Source organism: Bradyrhizobium sp. CIR48, from assembly GCF_014198315.1.
Lineage (GTDB): Bacteria > Pseudomonadota > Alphaproteobacteria > Rhizobiales > Xanthobacteraceae > Bradyrhizobium.
The window spans coordinates 190,681-214,793 of sequence record NZ_JACIHG010000011.1 but is presented as its reverse complement, the minus strand read 5'-3'; the positions used below and the strand labels follow the sequence as shown (position 1 = coordinate 214,793).

Below are 24,113 nucleotides of genomic sequence, written 5' to 3'. Positions count from 1 at the left end.
GTGTCTCGGGCCAACTCAGCCGGCACGAAAATCGCAACCTGATAGCGCCTGCTTCTCGATGAATTCGGTCGGCTCGCGGAGATCTCGATGATGGAACGACAGATGTGGGCGACCGACGCCAATGCCGTCAAGAGTTCAGCGCGCTTCGGAGCAACGTTGGACACCGCCGTTCAGGAGAGGCTTCATGTCCTCGTCGTCGCCGCACTCGCCGCGGCGGGCAACGTGCGCAGCCAGGCGTGCGGCACGCCTCGATGCGCCAGCAACCTGGTCGGTGTGGCGAGACTGGCCTTTCCTGAACAGCTCGTCGAAATCACCTTCAGGGTGACGCTGCCCGGAGCCAGAGGCGAAGCGGCGGTGGTGAATTTCCAAGTTAGGTAATCGCTTTGCGCAGCACTTCTTCTCGCTACGGCGCCGGCGCCCTATTGTTCCATTGGCTGACGGTCATGCTGGTTCTTGTCGCTTATGTGCTGAGCAGTGGCGATGGCTACTCGCTCTATTCCGCCTCCGCGGACGGGCTCCGGAGGATTCACGAGACGCTCGGAATTTTTGTTTTCAGTGTCGTCGTACTGCGGTTGGTATGGAGGCTGATCGACAGCGCGCCAGCGAAGCAGCCGACGCCGCGATGGATGACCCTGATCGCGCAGCTCGTCCACTTCGTGCTTTATGTGTTCCTCATTGCGATTCCAACAACGGCCGTGCTTGGTACCTGGCTTGAGGGGATTCCCGTCACTCTTCCCGGATTCGACATCGCTCCGCAGATCACGAAAGCGCATGGTCTGGGTCATCTGATGATGGAAATACATGCCACGCTAGGTAACGCCATCCTCTGGGTTGCCGGCGTGCATACAGCCGCGGCCCTCTTCCACTACTTTTATCTGCGTGATGAAGTGTTTCAGTCGATGATTCCCGGCGCATGAATGATCAGCCCGAGTACCGCGAAGAGCCGTATTCCCTCTGAAATTGGCGATGTTTGCTTGCAAAATTCACTGAATCTCATGCGCTGCCGCTCCAACTGACAGGAGTTCGTCGCGACAGCGCACTAACACAAATACGGTAGATGGTGTCAAAGTCCGTGCCTCCTGCAGGAAGCCGAGGTCGCCCTCGACCGGTTTTAGCTGGTGCAATTTGAGTCGCCGAATTGCCGATTACCCAATCAAGTCTAGCGACATTGAGGCGCTTGTTCGACGTCGCGCAAGTAGTTTGCGCAATCGTAACGCGTGAAGATCTGCGTTGGGGTTGCCGATCCTGCCGCAAACAGCCTCGACGGCGCGGGCAGTTGGCTTGTCGTAGAATGTGCTAGCGAGCGTGGTTAAGATCCGTTCGATGCGGTGCAGGCCCGGCGAACCGAGTGAACGCATTGTACTCGTCTATCGTTAGCTCCTTGAGGACGTTCGTTGCTCACTGCGTCTGAAGCGTCAGTTGGCAGGAGTGGTGAGCGGGCTGTCATTGGTGTCAAGGACGAACAGGGCGAGCAGCTTCGCCGGCTCGGTCTTGCTCGCGTTGCGGCTGATCGAGTGGAGCGAACCCGGAGATTCAGACCAGCTCTCGCCGGCCCGATAGATGCGCGTCTCGCTATCATTTACCTTCGACTCGATCGCGCCAGAGATCACATATGCATAGATAAAAGCAGAGTTCGCGTGGGTGTGGGGCGGAGAGGCCGCGCCCGGTGCGTAATCGACTTCCACAGCAATCAGCGACTTGCCAGGGATATTGGGAATAGCCGCCTCGAAGTTCTTCGTGACGGTTTCCGCCCCGCTATCATGGGCGCAAATAGGGCCGGTCATCGAGAAGGCGAGAGCGGCGCTGAGGACGATAATGGTTTGGATCTTCATGGGCTTTGTCCTTTTGAGCAACAAGTCGGAAAGATGATGATCCTCGATGGGAAAATCACGATCATATCCGTTATAACGGGCGGGAAGAGGTCGTCACGAGACTGGCTATTTCAAATGTTATCTGAAACTCGTGGTGGAACGTTGGGCTCGCTTGAGCGATGCTAAGCTGACGTCACCTCACGGGAAAATGTCTGACTGTTATGGTTTTTATTCCAACGCGTCCATTGTGCTGATGAGGTCCGACGCGAGACGAGCCCGCGTGCCGCACGCACCTGGAGAATTAGGTGTGCCACGTCAACGCTACACATGACGTCATTGGCGCCATGCAATGTCAGTCCAGGAGTGGATAGGCGGCCGTTTGCCGCAGGCTGGGACGTTGATCGATTGCCGAGGCGGCGGTTTCTGCAGACGCGGCCACTGGCATCTGGCTCGGGGGCGCACTGCGCGAGTGACTATAACTATCGTTTATTGATTTTATGGCGACAATCAATTTTGCGTTGCCGACGTCCTTTGGTCAATCTCCGAGCTAACGTCGTATAATTCGATCCTGCGACCGACATACAATGTCGGCTTGAGAAGCTAGGCGGCTCGATAATGCGAAGCAACGACCTCATCGTATCGGCGCGCCTTCCGGAGATGGGATCAGCGAGGAGACCTGGCCACCGGATGCGGGGCCGTTCTTGAGGAAGCCGCGGGCGGTTTGAGCGCCTTGCGGTTCAAACAGTGAGGCCGATTATGATGCTGCAAAACGGCGACACCTTTCCATCTCTTACCTTCGCTCGCGTCGGGGGCGGAAAAATCAGCCTGCCTGCCGATCTTGCAGGTTGGTTCGGCGTGGTTTTATTCCATCGTGGCTCCTGGTGCCCGTACTGCAACGCTCAGCTCGCCAGTTTCGCGCGAGCGGCAGACAAATTTGTCGGTGAAGGCATCAAGGTCGTCTCGGTATCGGTAGACGACCGGGAAAAGTCGGAGATGCTCGTCGAAAAGCACAAAATCGGTTTCCCCGTCGCTTACGGTGCTGACGCGCGAGCGGTTTCCGCGGTGACCGGCGCCTTCGTTAATGACGATCCCGTCTGTCTCCAGGCAACCGGCTTCGTCCTGAACCCCGAAGGCCAAGTGGTGACGGCCGTCTATTCGACCCGCGCGATCGGCCGTCTGATGCCCGACGATGTGCTCGGTTTTGTCCGCCACCTCAAATTTTTAGCAAAAAATTGAAAGCAGCAAAGCAGCGGGGGATTAGCTGGGAGATCGATGGATGGCGCACGTGTCTGGATGGCGCTTGGCCAAGGACATGATTCAGGAATGTTTTGCGTGGTTGGCTAGGGTTCGGCCACGACGTCTGCAGCGGCTCACCTAGTCAGATAACCGCAACACTTTCGACTAAGTGCTGGCATTCCGGTTTTGCAAGCTATCTAAGTTGGCGAACGTTGCTAGTAGCAGCTCCCATCAGGGCGAAGGTCATTTCCTGCAACCAAACAAAAGATCGCGCTATGATCTCCGCCTAGCTAGGCCGAACATCAGCGAAACGAAGGCGGAACCCAGCGACCATCCGACGTAGCGAGCCGCAGCATTCATCCCACTTGCAGCTGGGCTACGTTCTATGGATCCAGCCGTCATCATCGCAGTGTTTGTTCGGGGTTTAGAAAAGGCCGAAGCCGACACCCACAAAGGGCTAACTCATAATTGATGCTCACCGCCTTACGCCCGATATACCGTCCGAGAAAGCCGAGCTTGTCGTTCGATTGATCCTTCTTGAGCAGGATGAGCGGCATTTTCTCAATGGAGACTGGATTGATCCTCAAGGCTTGGCGACAAAGAGCAAGAATAGCTTTTGCGATCGATCAACTCTCGGTCGGGCGTTCAATCTCGCGCGCCGCGGCAGATGTCGGCTTCAGCAGCGTTGCCGCGTTCTCGTTTTGCCTTCCGGCAGTTAATGAAAATACCACCGACTGCCTTTCTTCACTATCTTCCGAAGCGGGTCGTCTCGTCAGTAGGAGAATGCGAGAGCACGCCTTAGATTGGCTATAGGGTAGCTGCAGCACCGCAAGTGCCGATGACCTGGGCGATGGAGCGTAAACGGAAGCGGGTCGGGACTTCTCCGCCAGGTCCCATCGGCGATCGCCGGATCGTAGTCATCGCTTGGCAGCGCCATACGATGAGACGTATGGTTTCCACGGGCCTCGCTGAAAAAGGCGTATGCCAGGCAGTTTTGTGGTCGAAACTCACGAAGCGAATGCACCGATTCTGATTCCAGACATTCCGGCGATTATCGCTGATGCTACGACGGTGCTTATAGCGATGCAGACACCCCAAAGTCGACCGGCAGTACGTTGATCGACACCGTGTGCGATCAGCACCACCCTTAATCCTGAAGCGAGGTGGCTCAAGACAAAGAAGACGCCGAGCGCGTAGTGAGGGAGCAGACGGATGTTCCAAGCGTCATGAATGAGCCCAGTCGGAGCTCCGATCGCGAAGTTCCAATCCGTGGGTATGCCGAGAAAGCTTCGTGCGTAGACGAAGACCGAATTCATGTGGCCGAGAATGAAGACTGAGAGATAGGCGCCCGAAGCGACCTGATAGGTCCTCTGGAAGTCATGCGCCGAGGCGCTCCACCGCCACGCCAGAAGGAGGCCGGTCCCTATCTGGAAAAGCATGGTTGCAACCAACAAGGGTTCACCTACGGCAGAGCGATAAACCACGCGTCCGATCTTCATAACTGCGGCGTGCGCATCAGGACCTATCAAGCCAAACAGATGGTTCGCTAGATGAAACACCACATATAGGCTCAGGACCACGGCCGTTACTCCATGGACAACCCGCCAACCTCCGACCACAGGCTCAGCTGATTCAGCCGGACCTCGTGCAGACTGCGACCATTTCGCGATTGCGAGCCAGATCGCGCACCAGATCACCTCATCGGGAATAGGGCTCTTGATTAGGGCTTGCACAACGCCGAGAAAAACATAGAGCGTCGGCGACACAACGCTCGCATAGGCGAGGCGTCTTGAACCGGGATCGGACGTTGGTCGACAAGCTAGAGCGATCCCGAGGAACGGCACCACGAACGCAACGACCAAAACACTGGTCGCGCAGGCGATTGCGACGGGTGGCAGGCTTGCGGCTTGCGTGCCGACGATAGCATGGAAAGCATTGAGCAGAAATGGATAACAAATCGCCGCCGCCGCCGGCGCAAGAGCGACATAGCCATCGCGCTTCTCGAGACGCCTACTGCGATTTTGCCCGTGAACAATTGCGTCCATCATCCACCCTACAGAGTCACGGTTAAGAAACCGGGTTCGAGACGACTTCCGAGATAGGCGGGCCTTCGAGTATTGTCTGCGTCGCGCATCGGTGTTCCGATCAATCGTTCATTGCTGGGTGGAGTGTCTCTTTCGATCAATCACCGTCTTCATTGTGCTTTTGAATGTTCGACCGGTGTCATAGCAAGAGACGGTAGCGTCAGTCGAAGCTTCCGCCGAAGGCAAGTAATGTCCTGATAGAATGGCGGATCTTAGCACACAAGCTGCCCAATTCGCCTATGAGCCGCCGGCTAAAATGTATTTGAGTTATTCATGCGCATCATGAATGGCTCACCTTTACTGTTCGTAGTGCGTGTCGCTCGCGCAGGTTACTGATGAGCGTCTCTTCGAGCTCGCGACCGAAGTCGCGGCAACGGTGTGCGTGTCGTGACGCCGTTCGTTGCGGCTCAACGCGGCTCAGGAGTCTTTGCTGAAACGAAGCGCCGGGCTCAGCGTGCGGTGTGGTCGTGCATTTCGACTACATAATCATGCTAATCGGAAAGCAGCAATAACCATCGTTTATCAAGTCGATGTCGAATTGTAATTTCCCTTCGCCGTGCTGCAGGGTCACTCTCTAAAGCATCTTCGTGTCGTAACGTTCAACGCTGAACCGACACGCGGAACACGATGCTATTGGAGAGTCGACATGCAATGCAGCGGCGCAATTGAGGCTGTCGCGTCTCTTGGCGGTGCCGTCAGCCAAGTTATCTACTTCCAAGACATTGCTGCCGTTCGTGCGGTAATTGCCTTTGTATCGATCGAACATGACCGCAAACTTCGCAAGGCCGCAAGATACCTGTCTCAGTCAATGCGGCGTTCTAGCTCGCTTGGGAGAGCCGGAAGTGAGCGCAGCTGAAAGAATGGCTGTGGCGATCCAGTTCATCGGACGTCCGTTTCGTCGCTTTCGCAGATGCGTTGGCGCATCGATCTGCATGCTACTTGCGCTTACGCTCGCGGGCTGCAACGAGAAGGCGCAATCGCAGGTGGTCGCGCCTCCGCCGTCCGTTACGGTGGCGCAACCGGTCAAACGCACCGTCACCGACTGGGACGAGTTCACCGGCAGGTTCGAAGCGATCCAGGAGGTGCAAGTCCGTGCCCGCGTCGGTGGCTTTGTCACCAGTGTCGAGTTCAAAGACGGCGACATGGTGCACGCCGGCGATCTGCTCTACATCATCGACCCTCGCCCGTTCGAGGCGGTGGCGACCCAAGCGGACGGTCAGCTCGCCGATGCGCGCGCCAAGACAGAGCTGGCCAAGCGCGAGCTTGAGCGCGGGCTCACCCTCGTAAAGACCAGTGCTGTCTCCGAGCAAGTCGTCGACCAGCGTCGCGCGGCATTGGAGGCCGCTCACGCCGCTGAGACTATTGCCGAAGGCGCGCTAAAGGCCGCCCAGCTTAATGTCGAATTCACGCATGTGGTGGCACCGATAACCGGCCGCGTCAGCCGCCATTTTGTGAGCGTCGGCAACCTCGTGCAGGGGAGCGACAACGGCGGCTCGACGCTACTTACCACGATTCTTTCAATGGACCCAATGTACGTATATTTCGACGTTGACGAGGCGACCTATCTTAAGAACAACAAACTGTGGTTCGAGGGTAAGCGGCCGAGCTCACGCGATACGCCTAATCCAGTGCAGGTGGCGCTGACCGGCGAGACCAAACCATCGCACGACGGCCATATGGATTTCATCGACAACCGGCTCGACGTCTCCACCGGCACGCTTCGCAGCCGCGCGATCATCCCGAACCACGATCTATCCATCCTGCCCGGCCAGTTCGGCCGCGTGCGGCTAATTGGCTCCTCGCCCTATGAGGCGCTTCTTTTGCCAGATGTAGCGATCGCGACCGATCAGTCGCGCAAGATCGTGTTCGTGGTCAAGGATGACAACACTGTGGAAGCGCGTGCGGTTGAACTCGGTCCGTTGGATCAGGGACTGCGCGTTGTTCGCACAGGCCTGAAGCCGGAGGATCGTGTCATCATCGACGGCCTCCAGCGAGCACGCGTTGGCGCTAAGGTGAGCCCGCGCAGCGTCGAGATCAGCGGCAGTAAGTCATGAATCTCGGACGTCTTTCCGTCAATCAGCCCATTCTGGCGATGGTGCTGTCGATCGTGCTCTTGATTGTGGGCGCGATCGCGTACCAGACGCTGCCCGTCTCTGAATATCCGCAGGTAGTGCCGCCTACGGTTACGGTCACCACGCAATACCCCGGCGCCTCGGCACAGACTGTGTCCGATACGGTCGCAGCTCCCATCGAGCAGGAGATCAATGGGGTCGAGGACATGCTGTACTTGTACAGCCAGGCGACCTCCAACGGCCAGCTCACGATAACCGTGACTTTCAAGCTTGGCACCGATCTCGACAAGGCCCAAGTGCTGGTGCAGAACCGCGTCGCGATCGCGCAGCCGCGGCTGCCGGAGGAGGTGCAGCGCAACGGAGTAGTCACCCGTAAGAACTCACCCGACATCCTGATGGTCGTGTTCATGCTGTCGCCCGACGATAGCTTCGACCAGCTCTACATATCGAATTATACGCTGTTGCAGGTGCGCGACCAGCTTCTGCGGCTCGACGGCATTGGCGACATCCAGATGTTTGGCGCGCGCGAATATTCGATGCGGTTGTGGCTCGATCCTGACCGGATCGCCAATCTCGGTATGACCTCAAGCGACGTCATTGCCGCGGTCCGGGCCCAAAACCTGCAGATCGCGGGCGGCCAGATCGCAGAGCCACCGATTGCGGATCGCGCATTCCAGCCGAACCTGGTCTTCACTGGGCGCCTCAAGGATATCAGGCAATTCGAGGACATCGTGGTGAAGGCTGGTTCCGACGGCCGTACCGTACGGCTGCGCGACGTTGCGCGGATCGAGCTTGGCGCGCTGGCCTACACTACCAACAGCTTCATACTACGAAAGTCAGCCGTTGCGATGGTGGTGACGCAGCGGCCCGGATCGAACGCGCTCGCCACCGCGAAACATATCTCCGACACGATGGTGCAGCTCAAGACGAGCTTCCCAAAGGGGCTCGACTACAATATCGGCTACAATCCGACCGAATTCATCGCCCAGTCGGTTCATGAGCTGATCAAGACGATTTACGAGGCGATGGCGCTCGTGGTCATCGTGGTGCTGGCGTTCCTTCAAGGTTGGCGGCCTGCGATCATCCCAATTGTTGCGATCCCGGTGTCGCTGGTCGGCACATTTGCAGCGATGGCGGTGCTCGGCTTCGGCATCAATAACCTTACGCTATTCGGCCTCGTACTTGCGGTCGGCATCGTGGTAGACGACGCCATCGTGGTTGTGGAGAATGTCGAGCGACATCTCCAGGCAGGTATGAGCCGGCGCGAGGCGGCTCTCAAGACGATGGAGGAGGTCGGCGGCGCGCTGGTCTCGATCGCCCTCGTGCTCTGCGCGGTGTTCGTGCCGACCGCGTTCCTCGGCGGCATTTCCGGGCGATTCTTCCAGCAATTCGCCGTCACAATCGCGGTCGCGACCGCGATCTCTTGCTTCTGTTCGCTAACGCTGTCGCCAGCACTGGCCTCCCGAATTCTTACTCCGCATGAGCAGAAACGTCCAACGGCGCGCTGGAACATCGTTGCACGGGGTTGGGACGGCTTCACCGCGCTTTTCAATTGCATCTTCGAGCGCCTAGCGCATGGCTACGCGGCCGCCACCGCCTTCGTGATCCGACACACGGTGGTGATGCTGGCAATCTACCTCGCGCTGATCGGCGGTGCTGGCTGGCTGCTCGCCACCACTTCTCAGGGCTTCATCCCGGCGCAGGATCGTGGTTATCTGATCATCTCGGTGCAATTGCCGGGCGCCGCGTCGCTGGTGCGGACCACCGCGGTGGTGCGGGAGATCGAGCGAATTGCGCTGGATACGCCAGGGGTCATCCGTGTCGCGGCGTTTGCTGGCTTCTCCGGCGCGACCCGCACGCAGGCGGGCAACGCCGCGGCACTGTTCCCCGTCTTCGACGACCCCGAGGCGCGAGTTAGGAAGGGCCTGACTGCCAGCGTGATCACTGCGGATCTGCGAAAGCGGTTGTCGGCGATCCAGGGCGCCTTCATCATCGTCATCCCACCGCCTGCGGTGCCAGGCATCGGCACCGGCGGCGGCTTCGCCATCCGCATCCAGGATCGACAGGGGCGCGGTCCCGAGTTGCTCGGAGCTGCCACGGACGAACTCGTGGCCGCCGCGCGGAAGTCGCCAAACCTAACGTCGGTGTTCTCGCCGTTCACGGCGAATACGCCGCAGCTATTCGTCGACATCGATCGCGTGAGGGCGCAGAAGCTCGGTGTTCCCATCGCCAGCATTAACGATGCGATCCAAACCTACTTCGGTTCGACCTATGTCAACGATTTCAACCTGTTTGGGCGCACCTATCATGTCACCGCGCAGGCCGATCTGCCATTCCGAAGAGAGGCCTCTGATTTGGCGCGGCTGCGTACCCGCAACGCGGCCGGTGACATGGTTATGCTGGGGAGCGTAGTAGACTTCAAGGATATCTCCGGGCCCGATCGTGTCGCGCGCTACAATCTCTACTCAGCATCCGAGCTGCAGGGCGAGCCGGCGCCAGGCGTGAGCTCGAAGACCGCGCTCAACACCATCAAGCTATTGGCCGACAAAACATTACCGAGCGGTTTTTCTTTCGAATGGACCGATCTGTCCTATCAACAGGTGACGGGTGGCAATGCCGGGCTCTATGTGTTCCCGATCTGTGTGCTGTTCGTCTATCTGGTGCTGGCGGCGCAGTACGGCAGTTGGACGCTACCACTCGCGGTGATCCTGATCGTGCCGATGTGCCTCTTCGCGGCCACCATCGGCGTGCGCATCATGGGCGAGGACATTAACATCCTGACCCAGATCGGCTTCGTGGTGCTGGTGGGACTTGCGGCCAAAAACGCGATCCTGATCGTCGAGTTCGCGCGGGACATCGAGCTTGAGGGTAAATCGCGCCTGGAGGCGGTGATCGAGGCTTGCCGGTTGCGACTGCGGCCGATCCTGATGACCTCGTTCGCCTTCATCCTCGGCGTGCTGCCGCTCGTCGTCTCCACCGGACCCGGATCGGAGATGCGCCAGGCCGTCGGCGTCGCCGTGTTCTTCGGTATGCTCGGAGTTACGCTGTTCGGCCTAATCTTCACGCCGATCTTCTACATGGTCGTGCGCAACCTCGCGGAAGGAGCGGATGAGGGCAAGCCGAACCACGCGATGGCCGCCGCGGCGGAGTGAGTTGCGGTTACGCCGAGATGAAGCCAGAACGGCCGCCGCCGAAGAGGCAAATTACCGAGGAGAGAATTCCCATGAAGGCGATCATTGTGACGGACCGGGCTGCGGGAACGGCCGGTATGAAGCTGGTGGAGCAGCCCGAGCCACAGGCAGCGATAAACGACGTCGTCGTTCAGGTTCGTGCGTCGGGTTTCACGTGGGATGAGCTGACGTGGCCACCGACCTGGACCGATCGCTTCGATCATGACCGAACACCGTCGATCCCTGGGCACGAGTTGGCCGGAGTGGTCACCGCGCTCGGCTATGGCACGACGGGGCTGTCGGTGGGACAGCGGGTTTTCGGCCTCACGGACTGGTATCGCGACGGAACACTGGCTGAGTATGTCGCGGTCGAGGCGCGCAACCTCGCGGCGCTCCCGGGCGACGTCGATTTCACCGTGGGCGCGAGCCTGCCGATGCCGGGCCTGACCGCGTGGCAGGGACTGTTCGAGCACGGCCGCCTTCAGGCGGGGCAGAGCGTCCTGGCGCACGGTGCGGCTGGCGTAGTCGGTTCGATGGTGAGCCAGCTCGCGCGAGAGGCCGGCGCCTATGTCATCGGCACCGGACGCGCTGCCGACCGTCAGAAGGCGCTCGACTTCGGCGCTCAGGAGTTCGTCGACCTCGAGAACGATGTTTTGGAAGACGTCGGCCAAATCGATCTGGTTTTCGATGTCTTCGGCGGCGACATCGCAAAGCGGTCGGTGCGGCTGGTTCGAGCCGGAGGAACCCTTGTTTCAATCGTCGGGCCAAGCGAGGAACGGCCCGCCAACGGCTTGGCAGTCGATTTCATCGTCGAGTCCGATCGTGCCCAACTGCGTGAGATCGTCCAGCGGGTACGGGACGGGCGACTGCGGACGAACGTTGGCAACATCGCGACCCTCGACGATGCCGTCGCTTCTTTCAACCGGACCGAGCGACGCAAGGGGAAGACTATCATCCGCGTTCGTCCGTAGGGACCAGTGCCCCTTGATGCATGCAGTCGGCCGGCGCGGTCCGGGTCGACCGCCTGCGTCTTATCAGCCCTAGCCACCACGAGGCATCCATGGTTTTCACGTTAAAGATCAACGGCACACCCCATGAGGTCGATGTCGACGGCGACACCCCGCTGCTGTGGTGCTCCGCGATGTGCTCTGTATGACCGGGACCAAGTTCGGCTGCGGCCAGGCGCTGTGCGGCGCCTGCACCGTGCATGTCGACGGCCAGCCGTTCCGCTCTTGCCAAACACTGGTCGACAGCATTGGCGATAGCGCGGCCACCACGATCGAGGCGATCGGCCAGGCGCCGCAGGGTGCAGCCTTACAGAAGGCATGGCTGGAGCTGGAGGTGGCGCAGTGCGGCTACTGTCAGTCCGCCCAGATCATGTCGGCGGCTGCGCGGCTCAGGCCGCTTGTTCCGGATTTTTCTTTCCACGTTCGCTCATCAGACACGGGATCAGGCAATTGGGATGCTTGCGCAGACGAGGCGGCAGTAAAAAGATGCTTAGACGTTCAACTGAGCCGTGCCCTGCCAAGGTCTCGCCCAACGATCCGCTACTTCAACGTCGCAAGATAGGCATCGAGGTCAGCCCGGTCCGTCGGGTTCTTCAGCCCTGCGTAGGGCATCTTGTTTCCGGGAACTACCTTCTGGGGCGATTCCAAATACGCATCGAGGATCTTCGTATCCCAGACAATATCGGACTTCTTCATCGCGTCACTGTAGGGGAACCCGGGAGCCGTACCCGCCTTTCTGCCGACGATTCCTCCCAGGCCAGGCCCCACACGATTGGCCTGATCCGTAGCGTGGCACGTTGCGCAAGCTTGGAAGATGGTCTTTCCGTGCGCGGCGTCCTGCGCGTGGCCTGGATTGGCGGCGGCTCCCGCAAACAAGAGCGCCGCGAGAATCGCACGAAGTGTTCCTGCGCTGTTCATTACGAACATCCTTTCTTATCGGGATCAGAGGTGGCGCGGCTGCGCGAAATCGTTGAGATCGTCTCCGAGTCGAGGCGGGTGGCGCCGAGCAGACCAGATCCGCGCGGCTACAGCCGGGCCCTACATTGGTACTTTCATCGCGCATCCTTCGCTGGCCGCGCGCGTCACGGCGAATCGCGCGATAGTTTCAGTCCTTAACGGGACGGCCGCGTGCGCTCGACCGCCCGCCACACCGAAAGATCGGATACAGGGGACAAAATGAGAAATTCCTTTTGGACATGCATTCGATAGGCGTGAGATATCGTCCAAGAGGCCTGTGGGCGTGGCGTAGGACGACACAAAAAGGGCAATTCGTGATCACTCTTTCCCGTTGGGTTGCTTCGAAACGTCATGCGCGAGCACTCCTTCCAGCTCGAGCCTGGATCCGGCTCCAGCGCTTCGCGGGGAAACAGGTAGGGAAGCACCAAATCGGCCCGGATTGACTTCGGCGTGACGATCGCGACAGAAACGACGAGATCGCGACAAGTGCGCGGCTTGAACCGCGGTAATACTCACCTGCGCGCGGCTTTTGATCTGGAACGTGCCCATCCCCCGCCTTACGATTCGTCGCATACGAGTTGCTAGGGGGGCGAGCAGTCCGCGGTCACATCACGACCTGCGGGTCCGACACCCGTGCCTACGATCGGTCCGTGACGAAGCCAGCTGTTGCTGACGCGCGTCGGCGTGCGTTCACGCGAATTCATAAAGTTCCCAAGTCGTTGAGACGCTCAGCGGGCTCATTCATGTTACAGCTGAATATATCTAATTCGGCTGTCACCACTACTGGGTCAGCCGCAAGTGGCTATTTGTCCTGCGTGTTTAGTCGGAGGCAACGAAGACCGAACCAATCAAAATCCCAGATCAAGTTAAGGCGCGGAAGGACCCTTCGCTCGGTTGCGAGATTGGCTGCTTGCGAGATGCGTCCTCTCGCCGCCCGCGCTGAGCTCATGAACCTGAGTAACATAGAGGCGTTTTGGACGTGGCAGGTGAGCCATTCTGGCGTATATCGCGACAAGACCTCGACAAGTTGATGACCACATTGGACGTCACCTTCGTCAGACTATCGCAATGCGTGCTTGCGACGGGGGCTCACCTGGGCGTCGCCTGCGCGGATGCCACCACCATCCACTACTGTCTTCGAGGCGTCGGGTTCATTCTCCTGGAGGGTGAAACGCCCATCCGCCTGACGCCGCATACGCTGGTGATAGTCCCGCCTGGACGAGCAATGACAATTGTCGCCACGGAGCGCCCGACCGCACTACGGAAGGTAGGCAAGGGCGGCGACTGCCTCTTCGTGCCCGGCTCGACGTACCGGCACACCATCGGCGATGGCGAGCCGACACTGGTGCTTGCGTGCGGCATGTTTCGAGCCACCTACGGCCCAGCACTGGACTTGTTCGCATCCCTTGCAACGCCCATTGTCGAGACGTTCGACGTACATGACCAACTCGACCAAGTGATAGCCTGCGCAATAGCCGAGCTCGCGGCCCAGGACGTCGGTGTGGGGCCAATGTCGGCGGCGCTGCTGAAGCTCGTGTTGCTCGCGTTGCTTCGACGTTGCCTAGTCTCGACGAAATCGTGGGTCGAGCGCTTCGCGATCTTAAGCGACCCGCCGATCGCACGAGCTTTCGCCGAGATGGCCTCGCGCCCCTCCTTTCCGCACACCGTACAAAGTCTATCCCAGGCCGTCGGTCTCAGCCGCTCAGCTTTCATGGCGCGCTTCTCAACTGCCTTCGGTGAGGCGCCCATGTCTCTCCTGCGCCGCCTTAGGATGCGCCTCGCTGCTGACCTGCTCTCAGCCAACGCGCTATCGATCGACCAGGTCGCCCTAAACGTCGGCTACCAGAGCCGGAGCAGCTTTACGCGCAGTTTTCGTCGGTACTACGGCAGCGACCCTTCAGAATACCGCTCCAAAGCGCAGAGCGCACGGTCCTCAAGGGCTGTTCCAACTGAGGATGCGATCGAGCAATCCGATGCCGCGTGAGAATTTCGTCCGCAAGAGCGTTGGCGCCGCCGCCGGCGAGCTCATTGCGGCCTTGTGATGACACCCGAGCTCGATCAACTCAGTGCCCTCTTGGGTCGGGGCGCGAGCTAAGCGTCGACATCTCAGGCGGCGCGCTGCTCGTGGAGCTGGCTCCGGCATCTCGGTGAACGAATTCTGCGGAATCCCGACCTTCAACGAGTTGACGCCACGGCTGCATCGCGCATCCAGTCGAGGCTCGGTGCGGATTCAGGCGAGCGTCTTAGCTCGTTTGCACCGCGTAAGCCCTCGGGCCATGAGATCGACGCGCTGGAAGCCGCTCGCCCTCTGCGTGCTCGCCGGCGCGGGCGCGCTCGCCATCTCCGGGAGCCTTTCGTGCGGCATTTCCTTCTGGGGGGCTTCGATCGACCAGTCTCGAAACCGCGCGACTTTGATAAAAGCGTCCAGCGCCGGCGAGTAGCGGCGCCCCTGCACGGCCAGCAGCCGCACCTCCCGCGAAATCGGGTCGCCTTCGAGCGGAATAGTCTTGAGCGTCGGAAGGCATGGCATGTGCTCGGGCGCGAGTACCACGCCGAAGCCAGCGGCGGCCAGGTACTGGAGGTGCAAGTCGTGACCGCTGCAGTGGCCCAGATGCGGCGGTTCCTTGGGGAAATACGACCGTTGAATCTTTGGGGCGACGTCGCATCCGACGCGCTCCAGCAAGACGGTCTCGCGGAGGTCGTCAATTCCGATCGAGGGGCGATTTGCGAGCTGGTGTGTCGGCGCCAGAACCGCGACGTAGCGCTCTTCGAAGAGCAACCAGTCGTCGATGCGGGCGGGTATGTCCTGCACGTCCCCGACGATTGCGGCGCTGATCTCCCCCTCAAGCAGCAGGTCGATGAGCTTCTCCGCCGTGCCCTCGCGCAGCTCGACATTAAGTCCTGCGACGAACTTTGCAATCTCAGTGATCAGATCGACAATGAGCGAAGCCGAAATAGAGGGGGCGAGGCCGATCTTGAGTGGCGCGATCTCCTTGCGTTGAAATTCTTTAGCTCTGCGACGTGCCGTTTCTGCCGAGGCCAGTGTGCTGGCCAGCATCGGAAGAACCTCCTTCCCGAGGTCGGTGAGCTGCGTCAGCTGGCGCTCACGATAAATTAACGGGCCCCCAAGTGCCTGCTCCAGCTTCTGGATCCCCTTGGTCAAAGCGGGCTGTGTTACATTGCACTGCTCGGCCGCGCGGGTGAAGTTAAGCGTGGACGCGACCGTGAGGAAATAGCGAACTTGATGAAGCTCCATGGGTCTCCGATAACTTGCTCCTGTCTATGCACTTGACGCCGTGACGGGGGGCCGCCGAAATGACGGCATATGGATGCCACTTGCATGCACACGTTGGAACGGCTCAGTCTATTGGTTTGGACGCACGGACACGCTTTCTGGAGGCTCTGAGAGCTGGGCTAGTGCGCAGCGAGGTGGGCGGAGCTCCCTGACGAGGAAATCGGCAAACCCCTCACGAAAAGCGCATTCAGTTCTATCGAGCCGAAATCCCATTCAGGCAGCACCCGCACGAGCTGCCCAGTCTCCAGCTCTGCCCGCACGCTGATTTCGCCCGACGCGGCAATCCCTAGCCCGGCGACGGCGCTTGCTGTGGCTCCTTCGCTGGTGGTGATCGCGAGCTGACTCTCAACGCGCTCGGAGGTGATACGGCCGTCTTTTGCGTAAGGAGAGTCGGCGACGAGTGCGCCGGACTGACGATCACCGAGTGGTGCGCGAGGTCCGAGAGCGTGTCGCTCTCGTAGGTAGTCCGGAGGGGCCGCAGTACCCTCGGAAGCTGTATGATTGACCCTTCTTCATTTTAGCAAGAATGAGGGATTTGCCCGCCATACTCACCACGGCGACCGCAGCTCAAGGGCGAAAATCCGCGTCACGAATCTGATCCGAAAGTTCCGTCGAGCCGATCCTCATCGACGAGTGCGCCCTCTTCCCGCGGCAAGGCGAGCCTCAGTCCTCCCAGCGACGGTCGGCCGGCAACTCCAAGACGAAATATAGTTTTCTTTCAACCGGCCTCATCGAAAATATAGAACCTAGCATCGCCCGCTCATCGTGTACGGGCCGAAATCGGTTTCGCGTGAAGGTGCGAGCCTGATTGCGAAGCAAATCCCGCAGGGATTGTGGCGTCCGCCGGTTCGAAGCGGACGAACTCTACGATTTGTTCGAGTGCATTAAACCTTCGGATCGTCGTCCCACGCCCTTTTGGGTGCCCGAGCTCAACCGGCGCTCAATTGAGCCGCTCGTGACAATCGCCTTAACTTGGCGCAACGGAGATCAAAGAAAGACCTGGATGCGTTAGCGCCCGGCCGAAATGTAAGTCCCTCGCAACACCTGCCATTCTGGAGCCTGATCATGAGAAGAATCACTGTTCTCGTCGCCTCGGCTCTGATCATTGCATCTACTAATGCCGGGCCTGCCGCAGAGTCCAACTTAAACAAGGATGTTATCGCCGCTCGCGCGGCCTTGGCGACGGTGCACAGAAAACCCGCCAATGCGGCCGACAAAGACGAGGCTTGCCGCGTCTACCTCGCCTCATTCTATCAGTCCGCGATGCTGCGGCAAGCCGCTGCTGGCGGCGTCGACGGCGCGAGGGTGTTAACTGCGCTCGATTCCGTGATCAATATTTTCAACGATCTGTTGGCGCCGAAATGCGGCGGTTGACCCTCACTGTGCTCTGACAATGACCAATGGGCGCGGGGCCGCAGATGATCGTATTCCCGTTTACAACCACCTGGATATGGTTTGAGACCGCCATGGCAATTCACTCAATCTCCAACACTACACTCCACAATTTGGTCGCAGGTCCCACGATCTTTATCTGCGACGAGTGCGTCGAGCTCTGCAGGGACGTCATCCGCGAGGAGAACAAGTCCTCGCTGGTCAAGTCGCGCGACGGCATTCCGACGCCGAAGGAAATCTGCAAGGTGCTGGACGATTACGTGATCGGCCAGAGCCATGCGAAGAAGGTCCTGTCGGTCGCGGTGCACAACCACTACAAGCGCCTCAACCACCAGACCAAGCACAACGACGTCGAGCTCGCGAAGTCGAACATCCTGCTGATTGGTCCGACCGGTTCGGGCAAGACGCTGCTCGCGCAGACGCTCGCCCGCATCCTGGACGTGCCGTTCACGATGGCGGATGCGACCACGCTGACCGAGGCCGGCTATGTCGGTGAGGACGTCGAGAACATCATCCTGAAGCTGCTCCAGGCCGCCGACTACAATGTCGAGCGCGCCCAGCGCGGCATCGTCTACATCGACGAAATCGACAAGATCAGCCGCAAGTCCGACAATCCCTCGATCACGCGCGACGTATCGGGTGAGGGCGTGCAGCAGGCCCTGCTCAAGATCATGGAAGGCACGGTGGCTTCGGTCCCGCCGCAGGGCGGCCGCAAGCATCCGCAGCAGGAGTTCCTGCAGGTGGATACCACCAACATCCTGTTCATCTGCGGCGGTGCCTTCGCCGGCCTCGAGAAGATCATCTCGGCGCGCGGCCGGTCGACCTCGATCGGCTTCGGCGCCCAGGTGCTCGCGCCGGAAGATCGCCGCACCGGCGAGATCTTCCGTCACGTCGAGCCCGAGGATCTCCTGAAGTACGGTCTCATCCCCGAGTTCGTCGGCCGTCTGCCGGTCGTCGCGACGCTCGAGGACCTCGACGAGACCTCGCTGAAGAAGATCCTGACCGAGCCGAAGAACGCGCTGGTGAAACAGTACCAGCGCTTGTTCGAGATGGAGAACATCGAGCTGACCTTCGCCGACGAGGCGCTTGGCGCGGTCGCCCGCAAGGCGACCGAGTGCAAGACCGGCGCGCGCGGATTGCGCTCGATCCTCGAGGCGATCCTGCTCGAGACCATGTTCGACCTGCCGGGCCTGGAAGGCGTGGAAGAGGTGGTGATCTCCCGCGAGGTCGTGGAAGGCACGGCGCGTCCGCTCTACATCTATGCCGATCGCTCGGGGCGCACGGTGGGAAGCCGCTCTATAGCGTACTAACTCGACCGGGCCGAACGACTGACGCCTACAACATCCGATCCGTTACTTGTTCTTACCCCCTCGTTTGCTAACTGCACGGGTGTCCAAATCGACGTCAACGAACCTTAATCGCTAAATAGTACGATAATGTGCCATGATAGGAGTGAAACGTGGGTGAGATCATTCGATTTGCACCAAAGTCAGAGCGAGAGCGAGCTCGCCTTGTTCGAGAAGCTCGAGCAATCTATGACAGCGTCTTCCCGCCGTCTGAATTCGCCTGCGACCAGTCGGACAATGCATGCGCAAGCCACATGCGCGTGGGCGCAGACATCCATCGCGGCGATGGGGGCGTATCATGATCGCGATCATCGCCGTACTCTGCAGCCTTTCTTCTCCAGCAAATTGCCACGAGCAGACCGTCACCACCTCGAACTTCGCTGACATCTCGATGCAGTCCTGCCTGATGGGGGCACCGCAGCTTGCCGACTGGATGAATCAGCATCCGACCGAGCGCCTCGCGGCATGGCGCTGCGTGCTCGGCAAAAAGGATGGCAGGGGCGCTTAGGGTCCCCGGGCCGATTTTGCTCCTCAAATAGGTTCCGCGACTCCGCGCTCGATCAGCGAGGAGTCAATTTGCTTGGGTCCAGGCGGGCATGAGGAAATCCGCCAGGACTGGGATGAGATAAGCGCGGCCGAGCTCGACCAAGGCGGTCATGATCAATTTTCTGATCGGAGTGAAGTATTCGCCGTAGGCGGCAGCTAACCGGTCACGTCAGCGACAGACGTCGATCACCACCTGTGCGCCGGCCGTGGCTCTTTGGCCATCTCCAGTGACGATGTTGATGAACACGACGCCGCGACGATGTCTTGCCCCCTGGAGTAGAACGATCTTCGAGCTAATGATGCCTGTGCCGCCGATCACTATCTCCACAGGTTACTTTCCTTCGACGGTCGCGGGACGTTCACATTGTTTCGATACTCCACCGAGGAGCTGCAGGCTCTTCCTGGCACGTCCAGTAGAAAGTAAAGAAAACAAACTTCGTAAACGCGCCCATGGAAGCTCCCACCGTCGCGGTTGAGGCGTCGCGGGTAAATTCGATGGCATGGACCGCTTCCGCCCTACGACGAAAGACCCTCGCTCCTCTTAAGTCCTAAGGGGGTTATTTGATGAGCGCGGTAAGCGCCTTGTCATTGGTGTCGAGGCAGTAGACAGCGAGCAGCCTCGCGCCTGAACTCACATCAGCGTGGGGCGGCCATCGATAAGGCTGCGCTACGCGGCGGTCGAGATAATGGTTCGGATCTTCGCGGACTTTCTACCTCTGGGTATCTACCAGCCTTTTTTCGGAGCCGGAACTTATGCCCCGATGGGCTTCACACCGTACTTTTGATAGTAGGTACTCCTGATTTCGTCCTGACTTCGAGGAGGGCGGGCGAAGACATGGGCTGGAGATAGCAACGGGCTGATTGAAGTGGTTTCGATTTTGACAACGTGATCGACAGGATACTCTAGGCCATTCGTCGCCCGAACCCAGTCGGCGATCATTAAGGACTCGCCATCTTCTGGCGGCAGTATCAACGCACGGCCCTTGAATCGGTAGCCGCGCCTCTGGAAGATGTCGACGACGTTAATTTCGACAGCGGGATTGCGCTTCAAGTTCAATATCGTCCGAGGCGAGGCGATGTCGGCGAAGTATAGAATGCCGGTTCTCACCGTCAAAGACGCCTTCGGGGAAAGATTTGGCGTTCCATCCTCGTTGACTGTCGCCACAAACGACAATATCGCTTGTTTGATGATTGCCTCCATGTCGGCAGTGATTTCAATCATAGATACCATCTCCTTGCTCTTCGCGAGCGCTTCTAGCCAGCTGTCACTTGCAGCCCGCGTTGCACCGCCGGCCGCGCGAGGCCACGGGTGAGCCACGCCTGCACATGAAGAAAGCGGTCGAAGCCGACGAGATCGCGTGCTTCGTAGAAGCCGATCAAATTGCGCACCCAGCCGAGCAGCGAAATGTCGGCGATGCTGTAGTCGGCCCCCATCACCCAGTCCCGGTCCGCGAGCCGTTGGTCCAGGACACCGAGCAGCCGCGCTGATTCGTTCGCGTAGCGGTCGCGCGGGCGCTTGTCTTCATAGGCCTTACCGGCGAATTTGTTGAAGAACCCGACCTGGCCGAACATCGGCCCCACTCCGCCCATCTGCCACATCACCCACTGGATCGTTTCATAGCGAGTGTTTGGATCGGCCGAGATGAATTGTCCGGTCTTGTCGGCAAGGTAGAGGAGAATCGCGCCCGATTCGAACAGCGCGAGCGGTGTTCCGCTAGGCCCATCAGGGTCGTAGATTGCGGGAATCTTTCCGTTGGGGTTGAGCGCGAGAAACGCCGGGTCGTGGGTTTCGTTCGCCATGATGTCGATCCGGTGCGGCTCGTAAGGAAGGCTCGTTTCCTCAAGCATGATGCCGACTTTCACTCCGTTGGGCGTGGAAGTGGAAAAGAGTTGCAGCCGATCGGGATACTGCGCCGGCCAGCGCGCAAAAATTGGATGATCGACGGTCACTTTCTTCCTCCTAGATAAGCGGGCCGCGCCGGGCCGGGGCAAAGGCGAATTCTCCGCCAGGATGCGAGCCGAGCTTGCCCGCTGGTGCATCCAGAAAAGCAGGCAACGATACGGCCGCGGTATGGCATGGGTATCCGGGCACGACCTTGGAAATCAGCTGAGAGACGACGGGATGGATGGGCACAGCCTGCCCCACGCACAGGCCCGCGGGGAAGCGTTGACAATCCATGGGGGAGGGGATAACCGCTCGCCTTCGCTGCTTCCTCACGGACGAACTCGGATGATCGTTTTCCCGCTGATCCGTCGCGTCGGATTGAAAGCGGCGACAGCCTCATCAAGGGGCGCGATGTTTCCGATGTTTGTACGCAGTCGTCCGTCCCGTACCCGCTGGACGATCTCACCCAGTTGCGCGCGATCGGACACCAGAACAAAGTCGATCGCCAAGCCGTCGGCGGGCCGCGCTTCGGTCGGCCCGGCGATGGTTACCAACGTTCCTCCGGTTCGAACCAGGCCGGCGGACCGCTTACCGATCTCGCCCCCGATGACGTCGAAAACCAGATGGACACCGCCGGCGCCTTCGAGATCGTCGTTCTCGAGGTCGACGAACTCCTGCGCGCCGAAGTCGATCGCTTTCTGACGGTCGGCGGCACGTCCCGTGCCGATGACGTAGGCACCGGCCTCTCGTGCGAGCTGTGTCACCATCGAGCCGACCGCGCCGGCCGCGCCGTGCACGAGAACGCTCTGCCCCGCCTGAAGGCGACCGTGCACGAACAGTCCCTGCCAAGCAGTCAGGCCCGGCATCGCCACGGCCGCCCCCACCGAGAACTCGACGTCTCCTGGCAGCGGTGCGAGATTGCGTGCCTCCACTGCCACATACTCGGCCAGAGTGCCGCCGCGATACGAGTCCGAGAGACCGAACACCCGTTGTCCTACCGACAGTCCGGTCGTGCCATAGCCGAGAGCGGTGACAATACCTGCCAGCTCCTGGCCGGGAATCGTTGGCGACCGGTCACGGTCGAGACGATCGGTCCAGGTCGAAGGCCACGTCAGCTCGCCCGAGGTGAATCCAGACGCATGAACCTGAACGACGACGTCATTTATCGCTGCCTGCGGCTCGGGTCGCTCCACCAGCTTCATCCCCGCCGTTCCCGCAGCCTGGTCCGTCACAACGATCGCTTTCATGGGAATGATCTCCTCTGTCATTTGTCTCATTGCTGGGTATGTTGCGGCGATAATCTGCGCTTCAATCCGGATAAAGCGGCGCCCAGAATAGCGACGATTCTCATGACACTGTTCCCTGTACTGGTGAACCGCTAGCGGTCGAGCCGTCGGACGTGCTCTTCCCGGTCCTGTCGATGTGCGGATTGCGCGCACCGAGAAGGGTGAATAGGGTGGCGACGACGGCAAGTCCGCCGTATCCGAGCGTGATCTGCGGAAGCGAGAACAGGCTGGAAAGTTGCCCGGAGATGAGGCTCGGGAAGGCGGCGCCGCTGTAGCAGAGAAGGTAGATCGCGCTGAAGATTGGTGCCCGTTCGGCGAGAGTGCTCCCGTGCAGCAAGCCGCGTGTGGCGGCGCTGATGGCGATGCCCTGGCCGGCACCGGCAACCATGGTCGCGGTGATGAACAACGCCAGTGCGCCGGCTAAGATTGCAGTGCTGATGCCGATCATTCCGGCCACGAAGGTGATCATACCGACGCGTTGGGCTACCGCGGATGTGAACCAGCCACCAATGGGAGCGCCCAGAACGCTGGGGGTCATATAGGCAGCGAACACTAGCCCGAGGATCAACGGGCTGCGGGTGTGGAGTTCATCTTGTACAAGCGCAGGCATGAACGCTTGGTAGAAGCCCCCGCTGGCCCAAGTAGCCAGAAACACCGCCGCCGCGACAGGGAGCAGATGCCTGACCCGCGCCGGTACGCTGACTTGGGGTAACAGCGATCGCCAAGCGCCCGGAGTCGGAGTTGCTGTTTCCGGACTGATTGCGACGAGTGCAACAGACAGTAATAGGAAGCAAACGCAGACGAGATAGATGAGTTCGCGCGGCCAGGGGCCGAACTCAACAAGCGCGCCGGATGCTATGGCGCCGATAGCGACGCCGAGCATCGGTCCTTGACTAGTGACAACGGACGCCAACCATTCCGGTCTGCTGGGTGCCGCATCGACGATGTAGGAGGTCAGACTGCTGCCAGCCAACCCGGTGCCGAGGCCGACGAGGAGCCGACCGGCCAGCAGAGTGTCGATGTCGTGCACATTCAGCAACAGCAGACACCCCAGCAGGAGAAGACCGAGGCTAGTGATCGCAGTGACCCGGCGGCCCAGATGATTGGACAGCCGTCCCAGTACCAACAGTGCGGATATGGTGCCGACGGCGTACGCAACGACGGCCATCGAAATACCGGCGTTAGTGAACCCGTCTTCTGTCCGGTAGGTGTTGTAAAGGGGGATCGGAGCGGCCGCAGCGGCGAATGAGACCACCAAGGAAACTACCGCTGATAAAAATGCCAGCGGGAGCATTCCGCTCCTGTAAGACTTGCTGATCACTGGTGGCAAGTTTTGCATCGAGTAGCGAATCGATCGTCTTCCAAAGAAATCGGGCGCGCAGATCCGAGTTCTCCGGTTGGTTTGCTTCACTAGGTGGCGGTGATATTGGTGCCAAGCTGACGAGTGGCCCCATCGCTGAGAACTGCCACATCTGTCCTTTGGATATTGTCGATCAGGTACTGCCATCGTCGATCCGCGTGGCGTACGACGCCGCTCGCTGAGCCTTCAACGTATTTGCGACTTAGACCGTTGCCATCAATTGACCGATCCAGCCCGATCAGCGCGAAATCGCCGTCAACGTACACATGACGCGCGCTGGCCTTGAGCGGCAAACCGTACTTGAGATCGCACTCGAGTCGAGCGGCGATTTCGGTGGTAGTAGTTCGTCCGTCACTCGTAATGAAGACGGGCTTTGGGTCATACATTGGCATCATCGCGCCGACCTTCGGAGTGAAAACGCTCGAGCAGCGACGTCAGAATGTTTTCGGGTTTGGAAGCGAGCGGATTGGGTCCGGACATCAGGGGTTTCCTGCTCGTGTTGGCTGAAACGGTTGTCCTGGTCGTTATTCGACTGAGTGGCTGTCAAGGTCGCAGCGCGGCTCGAAAGTTTCCAATAGCCAGTACTTATGGTTTCCATAGCGGGGGGAATTGTGCGGCGACAATCCTCAATCCCGTTCTTAGATCAAGGCAAGTTGCTTAGCCGCG

General features: G+C 59.8%; 20 protein-coding genes and 1 pseudogene. 12 read left to right on the top strand and 9 right to left on the bottom strand.

All coding sequences use genetic code 11. The features are described from left to right. Positions 1–87 precede the first annotated feature (87 nt). Together GGD66_RS30650 and GGD66_RS30645 are read left to right on the top strand one after the other, a co-directional pair. The gene (locus tag GGD66_RS30650) at positions 88–378 is read left to right on the top strand and encodes a hypothetical protein (RefSeq protein WP_183260056.1); all 291 of its coding nucleotides are present in this window, start codon (positions 88–90) and stop codon (positions 376–378) included. Positions 379–443: 65 nt separating this feature from the next. Next, positions 444–917, top strand: coding sequence for a cytochrome b/b6 domain-containing protein (locus GGD66_RS30645; RefSeq protein ID WP_245473819.1), 474 nt, complete (start codon positions 444–446; stop codon positions 915–917). Positions 918–1,415: 498 nt separating this feature from the next. On the opposite strand, the gene GGD66_RS30640 is transcribed toward GGD66_RS30645, so the two are convergent. After that, positions 1,416–1,832, bottom strand: coding sequence for a cupin domain-containing protein (locus tag GGD66_RS30640; RefSeq protein ID WP_128935386.1), 417 nt, complete (start codon positions 1,830–1,832; stop codon positions 1,416–1,418). A gap of 735 nt (positions 1,833–2,567) precedes the next feature. On the opposite strand from GGD66_RS30640, the gene GGD66_RS30635 reads away from it, so the two are divergent. Then, positions 2,568–3,047, top strand: coding sequence for a peroxiredoxin family protein (locus GGD66_RS30635; protein WP_246789027.1), 480 nt, complete (start codon positions 2,568–2,570; stop codon positions 3,045–3,047). A 1,007-nt stretch (positions 3,048–4,054) separates the two neighbouring features. Here GGD66_RS30635 and GGD66_RS30630 read toward each other — a convergent pair. Continuing rightward, entirely contained in the window at positions 4,055–5,095 is a 1,041-nt protein-coding gene (locus GGD66_RS30630) for a hypothetical protein (RefSeq protein WP_246789025.1), read from the bottom strand. Between the two features lie 968 nt (positions 5,096–6,063). Here GGD66_RS30630 and GGD66_RS30625 point away from each other — a divergent pair. From GGD66_RS30625 to GGD66_RS30610, 4 genes and pseudogenes are all read left to right on the top strand, one after another. Then, on the top strand, positions 6,064–7,185 hold the full coding sequence (locus GGD66_RS30625; protein ID WP_246789065.1) for an efflux RND transporter periplasmic adaptor subunit: 1,122 nt from the start codon (positions 6,064–6,066) through the stop codon (positions 7,183–7,185). Further along, a complete protein-coding gene (locus GGD66_RS30620; protein WP_183260052.1) occupies positions 7,182–10,355 on the top strand; it encodes an efflux RND transporter permease subunit in 3,174 nt (1,057 codons plus the stop codon). The genes GGD66_RS30625 and GGD66_RS30620 overlap by 4 nt, the downstream gene beginning before the upstream one ends. Before the next feature lie 71 nt (positions 10,356–10,426). Further along, positions 10,427–11,344: an NADP-dependent oxidoreductase gene (locus GGD66_RS30615; protein ID WP_183260050.1), complete on the top strand. Its 918-nt coding sequence runs from the start codon at positions 10,427–10,429 to the stop codon at positions 11,342–11,344. A gap of 89 nt (positions 11,345–11,433) precedes the next feature. Beyond that, positions 11,434–11,942: pseudogene (locus tag GGD66_RS30610) on the top strand ((2Fe-2S)-binding protein). On the opposite strand, the gene GGD66_RS30605 reads toward GGD66_RS30610, so the two are convergent. Further along, positions 11,921–12,298, bottom strand: coding sequence for a cytochrome c family protein (locus GGD66_RS30605; RefSeq protein WP_128935382.1), 378 nt, complete (start codon positions 12,296–12,298; stop codon positions 11,921–11,923). The pseudogene GGD66_RS30610 and the gene GGD66_RS30605 sit on opposite strands and share 22 nt — an antisense overlap. A gap of 1,069 nt (positions 12,299–13,367) precedes the next feature. Here GGD66_RS30605 and GGD66_RS30600 point away from each other — a divergent pair. After that, positions 13,368–14,321: an AraC family transcriptional regulator gene (locus GGD66_RS30600; RefSeq protein ID WP_210321718.1), complete on the top strand. Its 954-nt coding sequence runs from the start codon at positions 13,368–13,370 to the stop codon at positions 14,319–14,321. A gap of 246 nt (positions 14,322–14,567) precedes the next feature. Here the strand turns inward: GGD66_RS30600 and GGD66_RS30595 are convergent, their stop codons facing one another. Further along, the gene (locus GGD66_RS30595) at positions 14,568–15,593 is read right to left on the bottom strand and encodes a LysR family transcriptional regulator (protein ID WP_183260045.1); all 1,026 of its coding nucleotides are present in this window, start codon (positions 15,591–15,593) and stop codon (positions 14,568–14,570) included. Between the two features lie 1,104 nt (positions 15,594–16,697). Here GGD66_RS30595 and GGD66_RS30590 point away from each other — a divergent pair. From GGD66_RS30590 to GGD66_RS30580, 4 genes are all read left to right on the top strand, one after another. Continuing rightward, on the top strand, positions 16,698–17,006 hold the full coding sequence (locus tag GGD66_RS30590) for a hypothetical protein (protein ID WP_183260043.1): 309 nt from the start codon (positions 16,698–16,700) through the stop codon (positions 17,004–17,006). A 92-nt stretch (positions 17,007–17,098) separates the two neighbouring features. Beyond that, positions 17,099–18,334 (top strand): ATP-dependent Clp protease ATP-binding subunit ClpX, encoded by a 1,236-nt coding sequence (clpX, locus tag GGD66_RS30585; protein ID WP_183260041.1) that lies wholly within the window; start codon positions 17,099–17,101, stop codon positions 18,332–18,334. Between the two features lie 149 nt (positions 18,335–18,483). Further along, positions 18,484–18,672: a hypothetical protein gene (locus GGD66_RS41680; protein WP_312014202.1), complete on the top strand. Its 189-nt coding sequence runs from the start codon at positions 18,484–18,486 to the stop codon at positions 18,670–18,672. Then, positions 18,669–18,878 (top strand): hypothetical protein, encoded by a 210-nt coding sequence (locus tag GGD66_RS30580; RefSeq protein WP_128935376.1) that lies wholly within the window; start codon positions 18,669–18,671, stop codon positions 18,876–18,878. The genes GGD66_RS41680 and GGD66_RS30580 overlap by 4 nt, the downstream gene beginning before the upstream one ends. Before the next feature lie 789 nt (positions 18,879–19,667). Here the strand turns inward: GGD66_RS30580 and GGD66_RS30575 are convergent. From GGD66_RS30575 to GGD66_RS30555, 5 genes are all read right to left on the bottom strand, one after another. After that, entirely contained in the window at positions 19,668–20,138 is a 471-nt protein-coding gene (locus tag GGD66_RS30575; RefSeq protein ID WP_128935375.1) for a pyridoxamine 5'-phosphate oxidase family protein, read from the bottom strand. Positions 20,139–20,170: 32 nt separating this feature from the next. Beyond that, the gene (locus GGD66_RS30570) at positions 20,171–20,866 is read right to left on the bottom strand and encodes a glutathione S-transferase N-terminal domain-containing protein (RefSeq protein ID WP_128935374.1); all 696 of its coding nucleotides are present in this window, start codon (positions 20,864–20,866) and stop codon (positions 20,171–20,173) included. A gap of 264 nt (positions 20,867–21,130) precedes the next feature. Next, on the bottom strand, positions 21,131–22,048 hold the full coding sequence (locus GGD66_RS30565; protein ID WP_183260039.1) for an NADP-dependent oxidoreductase: 918 nt from the start codon (positions 22,046–22,048) through the stop codon (positions 21,131–21,133). Between the two features lie 100 nt (positions 22,049–22,148). Beyond that, the gene (locus GGD66_RS30560; protein ID WP_210321716.1) at positions 22,149–23,381 is read right to left on the bottom strand and encodes an MFS transporter; all 1,233 of its coding nucleotides are present in this window, start codon (positions 23,379–23,381) and stop codon (positions 22,149–22,151) included. Between the two features lie 116 nt (positions 23,382–23,497). Then, the gene (locus GGD66_RS30555; RefSeq protein WP_183260035.1) at positions 23,498–23,833 is read right to left on the bottom strand and encodes a hypothetical protein; all 336 of its coding nucleotides are present in this window, start codon (positions 23,831–23,833) and stop codon (positions 23,498–23,500) included. Positions 23,834–24,113: the final 280 nt, after the last annotated feature.